This window comes from Nocardia vinacea NBRC 16497 (assembly GCF_000308835.1).
GTDB lineage: Bacteria > Actinomycetota > Actinomycetes > Mycobacteriales > Mycobacteriaceae > Nocardia > Nocardia vinacea.
The window spans coordinates 1-11,824 of record NZ_BAGN01000011.1 but is presented as its reverse complement, the minus strand read 5'-3'; the positions used below and the strand labels follow the sequence as shown (position 1 = coordinate 11,824).

10 protein-coding genes are annotated in these 11,824 nt (G+C 66.0%); 7 read left to right on the top strand and 3 right to left on the bottom strand.

What is annotated here, in order from left to right; translation table 11 throughout:
* The first annotated feature begins 441 nt into the window (after positions 1-441).
* The 7 genes from ON44_RS53895 (at position 442) to ON44_RS01800 (ending at position 7,474) form a co-directional block, all read left to right on the top strand.
* A complete protein-coding gene (locus ON44_RS53895) occupies positions 442-849 on the top strand; it encodes a SpnB-like Rossmann fold domain-containing protein (RefSeq protein ID WP_373283117.1) in 408 nt (135 codons plus the stop codon).
* A gap of 382 nt (positions 850-1,231) precedes the next feature.
* Positions 1,232-2,971 carry a hydroxysqualene dehydroxylase gene (locus ON44_RS01825; protein ID WP_051181330.1) on the top strand — a complete coding sequence of 580 codons (1,740 nt, stop codon included), beginning with the start codon at positions 1,232-1,234 and terminating at the stop codon, positions 2,969-2,971.
* 66 nt (positions 2,972-3,037) lie between these two features.
* Positions 3,038-3,673 carry a pyridoxamine 5'-phosphate oxidase family protein gene (locus tag ON44_RS01820; protein WP_040686007.1) on the top strand — a complete coding sequence of 212 codons (636 nt, stop codon included), beginning with the start codon at positions 3,038-3,040 and terminating at the stop codon, positions 3,671-3,673.
* A gap of 187 nt (positions 3,674-3,860) precedes the next feature.
* Positions 3,861-5,096: a Mur ligase family protein gene (locus tag ON44_RS01815; RefSeq protein WP_040686006.1), complete on the top strand. Its 1,236-nt coding sequence runs from the start codon at positions 3,861-3,863 to the stop codon at positions 5,094-5,096.
* A gap of 23 nt (positions 5,097-5,119) precedes the next feature.
* Positions 5,120-5,857 carry a type 1 glutamine amidotransferase gene (locus ON44_RS01810; RefSeq protein ID WP_040686005.1) on the top strand — a complete coding sequence of 246 codons (738 nt, stop codon included), beginning with the start codon at positions 5,120-5,122 and terminating at the stop codon, positions 5,855-5,857.
* Between the two features lie 248 nt (positions 5,858-6,105).
* Complete coding sequence (locus ON44_RS46435; protein ID WP_051181328.1) at positions 6,106-7,002, top strand: DUF2637 domain-containing protein; 897 nt, start codon at positions 6,106-6,108, stop codon at positions 7,000-7,002.
* A gap of 46 nt (positions 7,003-7,048) precedes the next feature.
* Positions 7,049-7,474: a hypothetical protein gene (locus ON44_RS01800; protein ID WP_040686009.1), complete on the top strand. Its 426-nt coding sequence runs from the start codon at positions 7,049-7,051 to the stop codon at positions 7,472-7,474.
* Between the two features lie 39 nt (positions 7,475-7,513).
* On the opposite strand, the gene ON44_RS01795 is transcribed toward ON44_RS01800, so the two are convergent.
* From ON44_RS01795 to ON44_RS52255, 3 genes are all read right to left on the bottom strand, one after another.
* Entirely contained in the window at positions 7,514-8,650 is a 1,137-nt protein-coding gene (locus ON44_RS01795) for a zinc-binding metallopeptidase family protein (RefSeq protein ID WP_040686004.1), read from the bottom strand.
* Positions 8,651-8,654: 4 nt separating this feature from the next.
* Positions 8,655-9,569 (bottom strand): transglutaminase family protein, encoded by a 915-nt coding sequence (locus ON44_RS01790; protein ID WP_040686003.1) that lies wholly within the window; start codon positions 9,567-9,569, stop codon positions 8,655-8,657.
* Positions 9,566-11,824: circularly permuted type 2 ATP-grasp protein (locus tag ON44_RS52255; protein WP_040686002.1), on the bottom strand; the 2,259-nt coding region annotated here is incomplete at its 5' end. The genes ON44_RS01790 and ON44_RS52255, both read right to left, overlap by 4 nt.

Below are 11,824 nucleotides of genomic sequence, written 5' to 3'. Positions count from 1 at the left end.
TGCTCGGCGGAGCAATCGTGATCGCGGGTGCGTTCGTGGCAACGAAGGCGGCTCACCGCGATGCGAATGCCACAGCGGCGGAATCGGTTCCGACCCCGGTGCCGGAGCCGACCCTCGACAGGCAACCCCGATTGGTGGAGGCCTGAACCGACCGCCATGCGCCTGCCACAGCGGCAGACCGGTTCCGATCTCGGTGTCGGAGCCGGGCAGGCAACCCCGATTGGCGGCGGCCCGAACCGACCGCCATGCGCCTGCCACAGCGGCAGACCGGTTCCGATCTCGGTGTCGGAGCCGGGCGGGCAACCCCGATTGGCGGCGGCCTGAACCGACCGCCATGCGATTGCCGCAGCGCCGGAACCAGTTTCAATCCGTGCCCCGGTGGAGACGCCCGCTTCGGCTCCGACCGTCCCGGACGTTGTCGTCTGATCCGAAGCCGCTGCGCTGCGCGATGATTCGCAGCCGTCCGCGCGTGATCGGGTGAATGCCGCCCTGCAGCTGGTGAGAGGATGGCTGGCCGACGAGCGATTCGCACGGTCTCGGCTGGTTGTGGTGACCAGACGTGCGGTGGCCCTGCCCGATGCGGCGCCGGATTCCGCATCGGCCGCGGTATCGGGACTGCTATGTAGCGCTCAGACCGAATATCCGGAGCGGTTTCGACCCCGACCCCGGTGTCGGAGCCGGCAGGCAACCCCGACTAGCGGACCCCCGAGCCAACCGCCATGCGATTGCCACAGCGGCGGAACCGGTTCCGACTGCGCCGGAGCCGCTTCTCGGCAGGCAACCCTGGTTCGTACAGCCCAGAGCCATCGCGCGGGCCCATTTCCGTCTCGCCAACACAGCCTGCGATAGACAGCCCGGCCCAGCCGCACGCGATTTACCTGCCCCCTTCCGCCAAAACCGCCACAACTACGCCCTGACCTGCGAAGTTTGCGTACGACCCCGGTTCCAGAAACCAACTCGGCCCGGTCACACCGCCCGGTAATGTCTGCCCCGCTGTATTCGTGACCTGGTCGAATGCGAGGCCGACCAGGCCCGGCGGCGGCGTCAGGGGTGGTCGGCTCACCCGCCAGCGGTCGCTTTACAGTGTATTCGGCGTGGAACAGGGTCCGGAGGCTTGAACGTTGTCGAGAAACTTGTCGGTGCTCATCCGTAAGGTAGCTCCCGCATCGGAAACGATGCCCCGGATCTCCAAGCGGTGATAGATCAGCGATTGACGGTATCGCGAAGAGCAATGCTTCGCGGCGCCGTCGCAGCGGGGATAGCAACGGCGGGGGCGCTGACGGCCGGTGGTCTGAGACCGGTGCCTGCCGCAGGCAGTCCCGGCGGCAGACAGGTCGCGGTACTCGGCGGTGGGGTCGCGGGATTGACCGCGGCACATGAATTGGCCGAGCGTGGGTTCCAGGTCACCGTATTCGAGAGACGTGCGCTCGGGGGCAAGGCGCGCAGCATTCCGGTGCCGGGCAGCGGGTCGGGCGGCCGGCCGGACCTACCCGGTGAGCACGGCTTCCGCTTCTTCCCCGGCTTCTATCAACACATTCCGGACACCATGCGACGAATTCCGTTCGCGGGCAATTCGAATGGCGTTTGGGATAATCTGATCGGCGTGCCGGAGGCACGTTTCGCCCGCCGTGGCGGCGATGATTTCCGACTTCCCTTGGGCCCCAAGGCCCGCACGAATTTCAGCCCGGACGCATTCCGCGAAACCATGGGCGCGGCGATCGCGACGGCCCTGAAAATGCCCGCCGATGAAGGCGCCTACTTCGCTGATCGCCTGCTGGTATTCAACTCCAGTTGCGATGCCCGGCGGTTAGGGCAGTGGGAACACACCTCATGGCGCGATTTCGTCGGCGGCCACCAGCGCTCCCACGAATTCCGCGCCCTGCTCTCGCGCACGCTGACCAGCATCATGGTCGCCGCGAAGGAGGACGTCGCCAGCGTCCGCACCATCGGCACCATGGGCGAACAGTTCCTGGGCAACCCCTTCGAAATCGGCAATGACGGCGCACTGGACCGGGTGCTGAACGGGCCGACCAATTCGGTGTGGATCGATCCATGGGTGCAGCGACTGCGCGACCTCGGCGTGCAATTCGTGCTCGGGGCCGAGGTACGTGGACTCGAGGTGCGGGATCGGCGGATCGCCTCGGCCCGCATCGTCGATGAAAACGGCGCACAGCGCAGCATCGACGCCGACTATTTCGTGGTCGCGCTGTCCGCCGAACAGGCCCGCGCGCTCTGGTCGCCCGACGTACTCGAGGTGCGCCCGGAACTGGCCGCGATGGATCGCCTCTTCGTCGACTGGATGAACGGAATCCAGTTCTATCTGCGCAGGCCGATGGATATTTCACACGGCCACACCGCTTATATAGACGCCCCGTGGTCGCTGACCTCGATCACCCAGAATCAGCTGTGGACGCGCAAACTCACCGGATTCGGCGACGGCACGGTGCAGGACTGTCTTTCGGTCGATATCTCCGATTGGAACTCCCCCGGCATGCTCTACGGCAAGCCGGCCAAGGAGTGCACGCACGAGGAGATCGCGCGCGAAGTGTGGGCGCAGCTACGGGCGCATCTGAACGATCGCGACGACCTGTTGCGCGATGCCGATCTGCATTCCTGGTTCCTCGATCCGGGCATCAGCTGGCAGGAATCCCAGCGGCGCAATGCCAATGCGGATCCGCTGCTGATCAATACCGCCGGGTCATGGGAGTGCCGACCGGAGGCCCACGGCGCGCTCGAAAACCTGTTTCTGGCAGGCGATTACGTGCGCACAAATGTCGATCTGGCAACCATGGAGGGCGCCAACGAATCCGCGCGCGACGCGGTCAATGCCATTCTCGACGTTTCGGGTTCGAATGCCGAGCGCTGCCGCAAGTTCACGCTCTACCGTGCCACCGAACTGGAACCACTGCGCCGCATCGATGCCGACCGCTACGCCGCGGGCCAGCCCAACCTGTTCGATGTACGACTGTGATCGATCTCCCCTCGTGGGAACATAATTCGCTCGTCCACGACGCCGTGCCGGTGCTTTGATCGAACTATGGGCGAGATCACGGGCACCAATCAGATCACCGATCCGGCCGAGTTGCGGCAGTTGCTCGGGGAGGTCATGCCGCGAGCCGCGACGAAGGAGCGCGTCGCACTGCATCCCCGTGACCGCGACTGGATCGCGGCCACCCCGTTCATTGCTTTGAGTACCAGCGATGCCGATGGCAATTGCGATACCTCACCGAAGGGCGATCCGGCCGGTTTCGTGAAGGTGCTCGACGACACCACCATCGCCATTCCGGAACGACCGGGTAACCGCAGGGCCGACGGCTACCTGAATATCCTCAGCAATCCGCACGTCGGGCTGCTGTTCATGATTCCGGGCCGCCGCGAAACGCTGCGCATCAACGGCCGGGCGCGCCTGGTTCGGGACGCACCGTATTTCGACGACATGGTGATCAAGGGCCATCGGCCGATCCTGGCGATCGAGGTCGATATCGAGCAGATCTTCTTCCACTGCGCCAAGGCGTTCATCCGCAGTCACCTGTGGGAACCGGAGCAGTGGCCGGTCGACAACCTGCCCAGTCCCGCCCGGCTCGTCAAAGAGGTCCAGACCAATGTGACGGAGTCGGTGGAGGAGCTGGAGCGCTACTACTCGCCGGAAAACTACAACGCCAAGCTGTATTAGACAAACGTAAGCACTGATTTCGTCAGCACATGGGTAACCCGTCGGGTACGCCCAGAACTTGTCGCGTTCTCAGCGCGTCGGCCCGGTGACCAAGGCTCGACGCACTTACGACCGGCAAAAGGTCCGGGGAGGCGGGGGAGCGGGCCGCAGCGAATGCGCCGCCGGGCAGAACACATAGACTCGCGGCGTGGCAGACATAACGGTGCGCGGGCGACTCGCGCTGCGGGCGGCGGCGGCAGCGTCGTGGGCCTCGCAGAAGGCGGGCCGCGGCAAGGGGTCGATGATCGGCGGGCTGATCGCCCTGCAGATCGATAAGACGATCATGGATCAGCTGGGCCGCGGGCGGCGCACCGTGCTGGTGACCGGCACCAATGGCAAATCGACCACTACCAGGATGACCACCGCCGCACTGAGCACCCTCGGCAAGGTCGCTACGCAGGCCGACGGCGCGAATATGGACGCGGGCATCGTGGCCGCGCTGAGTGCGCACCGCGGTACGCCGCTGGCCGCGATCGAGGTGGATGAACTGCATCTGCCGCACGTCACCGATTCGCTGAATCCGTCCGTGGTCGTCCTGCTGAATCTCAGCCGCGATCAGCTGGATCGGGTCGGCGAGATCAACATGATCGAGCGCAAACTGCGCGCCGGACTGGCGCGGCATCCGCAGACCGTGGTGATCGCCAACTGCGACGACGTGTTGGTGACCTCCATTGCCTACGACCACCCGAATGTGGTGTGGGTCGCGGCGGGCAGCGGTTGGTCGATGGATGCGACGAGTTGTCCGCGCAGCGGTGAGCCGATCGTCTGGGAGGGCGCGCATTGGCGCAGTACCGGCACGGATTTCGAACGGCCCGAACCGAATTGGTGGCTGGACGGCGATGAGCTCGTCGGACCCGACGGTGTCCGGCTGCCGCTGAAATTGGCGCTGCCCGGACGGGCCAATAAGGGCAATGCCGCGCAGGCGGTCGCCGCGGCGGTCGCCCTCGGCGCGGATCCGGCGGCGGCGGCGACCGCGGCGGGTACGGTGCGCGAGATCGCGGGTCGCTATCGGACGGTGCAGGTCGGCGAGCACGCCGCCCGGCTGCTGCTGGCGAAGAATCCGGCGGGCTGGCAGGAGGCGCTGTCGATGATCGAGCCCGATTCGGCCGGTCTGGTGATCGCGGTGAACGGTCAGGTGCCCGACGGCGAGGATCTGTCCTGGCTGTGGGATGTGCGGTTCGAGCATTTCGAGGGTGTCCAGGTGGTGGCCGCCGGTGAGCGCGCCACCGATCTCGCGGTGCGCCTGACCTATGCCGGAGTCGAACACACCACGGTGCCGGATCCGTTGCGCGCCATCGCATCCTGTCCGGCGGGACGGGTCGAGGTGCTGGCCAACTACACCGCGTTCCGCGATCTCAACCGCGATCTGGAGGAGCAGGACTGATGGCAGCATCGCGTAACGATTCAATGAGCGGTGGTGGCCGGGTGACGGGCGGGCGCGAGTCAACCGTGCGAATCGGGCTGGTACTGCCCGATGTAATGGGCACTTACGGAGACGGCGGCAATGCGCTGGTACTACGGCAACGACTGCGCATGCGCGGCCATGACGCGGAGATCGTCGAAATCACCCTGTCCGACCCGGTTCCCGAGTCGCTCGACATCTATACCCTTGGCGGAGCGGAGGATTCGGCGCAGCGACTGGCCACCCGGCATCTGCAGCGCTATCCCGGCCTGCAGCAGGCCGCCGCGAAAGGCGCTCCGGTACTTGCCATCTGCGCTGCCATCCAGGTGCTCGGCCACTGGTACGAGACGTCCACCGGCGAGCGCGTCGACGGCGTCGGCCTCATCGATGTCACCACCTCCCCACAGGCCAAGCGCGCCATCGGCGAGGTGACGACCACCCCGCTGCTCCCCGGCCTCACCGCCGCCCTCACCGGCTTCGAAAACCACCGTGGTGGAACCAAACTCGGCGGTGACGCCACCGGGCTCGCGCATGTCACCCGCGGCGTGGGCAACGGTGTCGGCGACGGACTCGAGGGCGTGGTCCAGGGCTCGACCATCGGCACCTACATGCACGGCCCCGCCCTCGCCCGCAATCCGGAACTCGCCGACCTGCTCCTGTCCCGCGTCCTCGGCGTGGATGAACTCCCACCGCTGCACCTCCCCGAGGTCGACCAACTCCGCCGCGAGCGCCTGCGCGCCTGATCGCCGGTGATCGGCAGGCGCCTGGCGATGCCGACATCGGGTATGGCGGGTTGGTCGCGCGGTGTGTGGAAGGGGCAACGCGACGCGCTTTTCCCTTGCGCCTCGGCGGAATAGCGCGTGATTCACGATACGCTCCCGCTATGGCGACGATCACACCAACGAGATCGGATCGGTTCGAAGAGCAGTCGGCACCGCCAAATCATCGGCGGTCCCTAGTGAGCCGACTACGGGCATGGCGGCCACGCCCGTTGCATGCTTCGGCAATCGTCACCGGCGTCGTCGCACTCACGTCATTCGAAATGTCGTTCGCCGCGTTGCACGACCTCGCGGTGCGAAACCTGGTGGCACCCGCACTCGCCGCGAATGTGCCGATCGCCATCGATGGCCTGGTCGTCGGTTCGATCATCGCCACCGCCACCTTCCGGAGGGGAAGTTCGGGCTGGTGGTACGCCACGGCACTATTCGTCTTCTGGACCCTGGTATCGGTGGCCGGAAATATCGAGTACGCGCGCGAAATCGGGGGTAGCCCCGTGTCTTTGGCGCTGTACGCGGGCATGCCGATGACGATGCTGTTCGCGGTGCATCTCACCCTGATGCTGTTCGGGCGACGACGCGAGCACGCACGCACCGAGAATCACGTCCCAGCGCCGCAGGAGGATCAAGCCCCGGCATCGCAGGACGATCACGCCCCAGCACCGCAGCACGATCACGCCCCAGCACCGCAACAGGATCACGCCCCAGCGGCGCAACAGGATCACGCCCCAGCGGCGCAACAGGATCACGCCCCAGCGGCGCAGAAGGATCACGCCCCAGCGGCGCAGAAGGATCACGCCCCAGCGGCGCAGAAGGATTGGGTTTCAGCGGAACAGGACGATTGGGTTTCAGCAGAACAGGACGATTGGGACCTAGCAGCGCTGGAAGAGGATTGGGACTCGGCAGCGGAGGAGGATCGGAACTCGGCACCGCCGCCCGAGCGTGTCGTGCCGACACGAATTCCCGCGATCCTGGAGAATACCGATCCGCTGCTCGTTGCTCCGAAAGCAATGCTGCCCAACGCACTGCCCAGGACCGGTGCCACGCCGCGGATCACCCCGACGTTCGTGGCCACCGGTCCGAACGGCCAGACAAAGATCAACCCATTCTGACCCGAAACTGCTTCAGCCACAATCGGACACGTCGATGGAGTAAATGATGGCTATCACCGTTTGGCAAGACCAAGGCATAGATCAATTCCGGGAGGTCGCGGGCCGGCTCGCGTCGGTGATCCAGAGCGGCCTCGACCGATCGGGCGCGCTGAACCAGTTCGCCGAATCGGTCGGCAACGGCGAAGCATTCATCGAGCTGATGATCGAATACTCGTCCCGCTGGTTCACCGAAACCGGCGGACGCTCGACCTTGATCGGGCCGGAGTTGTTTTGGCTGCTGTCGGAGCCCAGCCCGCGCCGGGTGTCCGGCACCGGCCTGCGAGCCCAGGAATCTTATCTGGATACCGAATTGACGGCCGGACAGCGCGCCCGGATTCTGTTGCTCATCTGTGTATACGAGGCGCTGGCACAAAACCAATGGGGACCGGAAGGCATCGCGGAACACATGATCGCGACCAACGGCGTCGGCTGAGCACACAGCGCTGACCGCGCGCACCCAAGGTGCGCGCGGTCAGCGCGAGTCCGGCGTGGTGCAGAGGTCGTGCACCAGGCGCATCTTTTCGAGCACCGGGTCGGGCAGGACGAAGGGATAGAGGTCGTCGTGGCCCATTGAGCGGTTGACCATATTGAGCGACCAGGCGAGGGGAAGCCAGAGGTCGATAATGCGGTCGAAGCCGGCGCGGCCGACTTGGGGACGGTCGAGGGTCGCGCCGGCGGGGGCGAAGCCGAAGGCGGCGGCGGTGTCGAGGGTGTCGCGGATGTGCAGGTAGTGCGCGAAGGTTTCGGCCCAGTCCTCGGCGGCGTGCATGGTGGCGTAGGAGGAGACGTAGTCGGTTTCCCAGCCCGCGGGTGCGCCCTCGGAGTAGCGGCGGTCCAGTGCCGCTTGGTAATCGGCGTCCGGATCACCGAACAGGTTCCGGAAGCGTTGCGCGGCATCGTCATCGGCGACGAGCACCGAGTAGTAGTAGTGGCCGATTTCGTGGCGGAAATGGCCGAGCAGGGTGCGGTACGGCTCATCCATCTCGATGCGCAATTGTTCGCGATGCGGGTCGTTGGCCTCGGCCAGATCCACGGTGATCACACCGTTCTTGTGGCCGGTGACGACCCGGTCGGTGGCGCTGGAGAGCAGATCGAAGGCCAGGCCGGTTTGCGGGTTCCGGTCGCGGCCGACGATCGGCAGACCGAGTTCGACCAGTTCCATGAGCAGTCGGCGCTTGGCGGCCTCGGCCTCGGCGAAGGCCCGCAGGCCCGCGGCGTCGAGATCGTTGGGGCGGGTACGGGTCAGGCGGCAGGATTCGCAAAGTCGCGGTCCCGCATTGCCATCCGCGGGCGACGCCGAAACCGTGATCTGCCTGGCATCCTCCGACGTACCCGAGGGGGGCGACACGATCGCGCCGGCCGATACCTCGGCACCCGGCACCGGCACCAACCAATTGCATTCCGCCACATGCAAGTTGTCGCAGAGCCGGAACCGGTCGCGATCGACAACGCCCTTCGACCGATCCACCGCCGCATCACCCGGCGGATCGCCGATCACCACCAGCGCGCGATCGGCGAGACTGAAACCCAGTGGGCTGGAACAGGACAGGCACACCGAATTCTCGAACGCCAACTGCTGTCCGCAGTTCGGACAGGTGAAATCGCGCATATCGCTACACCTCTACCGGCGCCACGTCGACGGATACCGTGATCGAGCTCTCCTTGGCGTCGGTGTAGATGATGCCACGCAGCGGGGGCACATCAGCGTAATCGCGACCCCAAGCGACGGTCACGTACCGTTCGTCGGCGAATTGGTCGTTGGTGGGGTCGAAGCCGATCCAGTGACCGGTCCGGTCGTGTGCGGTATCGCCGGGGACCCATACCGCGGACCAGGCGTGGGTCGCGTCCGCGCCGACCAGGCGCTCCTTACCCGGCGGCGGATCGGTTGCCAGGTAACCGGATACATAGTGAGAGGCCAGTCCGTGGGAGCGCAGGCAGGCCGCGCCGATCCTGGCGAAGTCCTGGCAGACGCCCGCGCGTGCGGCGAAGACGTCGGCGACCCTGGTGGATACCGTCGTCGAGCCGGATTTGTAGATGAAGTCGTCGTGGATGCGGGTATTGAGTTCGGTCACCGCTTCCAGCAGCGGCCTGCCGGGCGTCAAGGATTCGGCGGCATATGCGGTGACCTCGGGGGTGATCTCGGGTGGATGCAGGTCGAGGGTGAATTCCACCGCCAGTGGGCCATTGGTGGTGGACGGACGGGCCTGCTCCCATGGTTTGCCGGTCGCACTCACCGCAGTCGCATCGGGTGTATCGACCTCGACCACGGATTCGCCGGTGACCACGAGTTTCGTATGTTGCGCGGTCACATGGAAATACGAGGTGGTGTTGCCGTACACATCGGTGCCGATCGAGCGGTCCGATGGCGTCGGATCGATATGGATCTCATGTGAGAGCAGGCGCTGTCCGGGAAACTCCCGCGGCGTGAGATAGACGCGCCCATAGGAGCTGGTGACCTCGTCGGAATATTTGTAGGTGGTGCGATGCTCGACCCGATAGCACCGGGCGGCGGCGTTGCGCGCGATCATCCAACGACCCTCGTGCTACCCCACAGCGGCTGGATGCCGACCGGCAGCGCCAGTTTCGTGGTCTCGAAGGATTCGGAGATCTTGCGCAACCGCAAGTGCACGCCCTCCAGCAACTCGGCCAGTTCGGTACGTCGGCCCTCGGCATCGGTGATATCCAGATCGGCCGGATCAACCCGGCGCAGCATGCGCTGGGCATCGGCCAGCAGTCGTTGCGGGCGTGAGGATCCCGAAGCACCCGGCAGCGCCTGGAAGTCGGCATCGAGCTGATCCAGCTGATAGGCCAGCGACCGCGGATTCCCGGCATCGAAAAGCAGCAGACCGGCCACTGCCGACACCCGCACCGAATCCCGGTGCCGCCGACGGTAACTCACCGACGATTCGGTCGCCTTCAGCACCGTTTCGGTGACCACCCGCTCGGCTTCCGGCGGATAGGACCTCGTCAGCGCGGCCCCGAGCAACGCGGTCAATGACAGCCCCCGTTCGATGCGCTTGCCGATATCCATGACGTACCAACCGGTATCGCGCACCAGCGATTCGGCACCGATACCGGACAGTGAAAGCAGCGCCGCCAACGACAGCGAATGCACCGCCGACAACGCCGATTCCTGATCGTCACCGGTGAACCGATATTCCACCAACGCCCGATCCACCGCACCCAGAATCATCCAGGTATCCGCCGACAGCTGATCGCGCACCGCCCGTGCCGCCGACCCGTACCGATTGATCGCAAACGCCATCGACCCCGGCATATCCCGATCAACTGTCAACGCCACCAAATAGTCATGCCCCTCCCGCCCCACCCCAGGCGCCGCCGGCCGCGCGGTAATCGCCGCAACCGGCTTCGACCCTGTATCCGCACCGATATTCGGCGCACCAGTGTTGGGCCGAGCACCGGAGGACTCGGCCTCACCCGCTGCTGCGTCCTGGCCGCCCATTGTCGAACCATACTCAGCCGAAGATGGCCGCTGCGCAGCGGAATTCGCCTCCACCCCGGCCTCACCGGACGACGCCGCGCCCGTCGCACTCGGCCCCTTCTCCGCCGCCTGCGACTGCGTTTGCGGCGCGAGCGGTTCCGATCCGACCGGCCTCGACGCCGGTGCGCGCGGACCGGGCCCTGCCGCCTGCGATTGCGTTTGCGACCGTGCGGCCGACGGGCGCGGCTCTGCGCCAGTCGATCCCGGCTCGGTGGCAGCATCGCTCGTACCGGAGCCGGGCGCACTCGCACTCGAACCCGGCATTCCTGCACCAGAACTCGGCTCGGCAGCCACCTTCGCCTCCGCCCCCGCTTCGGGCAGCACATTCAGTGGAGCCGATGTGCCGGTAGTACGAGCCAGTGCGGCCATGAGTGCGGGTAGGGCGTCGGCGCCTTGCAGCCATGGGCGGTAGCGGTAGTCCTGATAGCACTCGTGCGTTGCGATGAGCAGTCGCACAACGGCTTCGGCGCGTTCGCTATAGCGGCCCATCCAGAACAGGTCGTTGAGTACGCGGGGAGAGCTGACCGGTTCGATTGTCGGGGCGCGGCGTTCGCGTTCCTCATGGGCGGGTTCGGTGCTGATGGCAGCGACGGCGGCCGGGGCAGCGCGGACCCAAATGTCTTTGGCGGCAACCTTTATGACTACTCGCTCGGGTTGCAGGCGTTGCCGTAGTTGGCCGAGGCCGCCTTCCATTGCGGTATAGCCGCCGCGTCGGGCGAGCGAGAACAACCGCATACCGACAGGTGCCGAGGCGAGTCCGCCGTAACCCTGCACCGCGGGCGCGACCGAGAACTGGGCGGGCTCCTGCCCGACCCACTGCCAGCCGCCGTCCTCGATCCGAGCGGCGAGTTCCGCACGATCGGCATTGGACAGTTCCGGACCGAACAGCGTCGCACCGTCGACCGCGGAGCGAATGAGCAGCCGATCCAGATTCGCGATCAGATGCGACCGTTCGCTGTCATTGCCACCCCAATACGTCGGCGCACTCTCGAGCGCCAACTCCTCTCCGAGCAGCGCTCGCGAGATCCGCGGCAGGAATCCGGCCAGCGCAGGATTCTCCAGCAGCCCGCTGCCGATCGTATTCACCACGGTCACCGCGCCGCGCCGCAGCACCTCCACCAGCCCGACCACCCCGAGCCGCGAATCCGGCCGCAGATCAAGCGGATCGGAGAATTCGGCGTCCACCCGGCGCAGCACCACATCGACCCGCTTCAACATGCCGAGCGAACGCATCCACAGCGCACCGTCACGCACCACCAGATCCGCACTCTCCACCAGCGG

What these genes read in the sequence shown, in the direction of transcription:
- ON44_RS01820 (WP_040686007.1), top strand. Translation starts at nt 3,038, where the DNA reads ATGGGCGAGATCACGGGCACCAATCAGATCACCGATCCGGCCGAGTTG.
- ON44_RS01825 (WP_051181330.1), top strand. Translation starts at nt 1,232, where the DNA reads ATGCTTCGCGGCGCCGTCGCAGCGGGGATAGCAACGGCGGGGGCGCTG.
- ON44_RS01800 (WP_040686009.1), top strand. Translation starts at nt 7,049, where the DNA reads ATGGCTATCACCGTTTGGCAAGACCAAGGCATAGATCAATTCCGGGAG.
- ON44_RS01790 (WP_040686003.1), bottom strand. Translation starts at nt 9,569, where the DNA reads ATGATCGCGCGCAACGCCGCCGCCCGGTGCTATCGGGTCGAGCATCGC.
- ON44_RS01795 (WP_040686004.1), bottom strand. Translation starts at nt 8,650, where the DNA reads ATGCGCGATTTCACCTGTCCGAACTGCGGACAGCAGTTGGCGTTCGAG.
- ON44_RS01810 (WP_040686005.1), top strand. Translation starts at nt 5,120, where the DNA reads ATGAGCGGTGGTGGCCGGGTGACGGGCGGGCGCGAGTCAACCGTGCGA.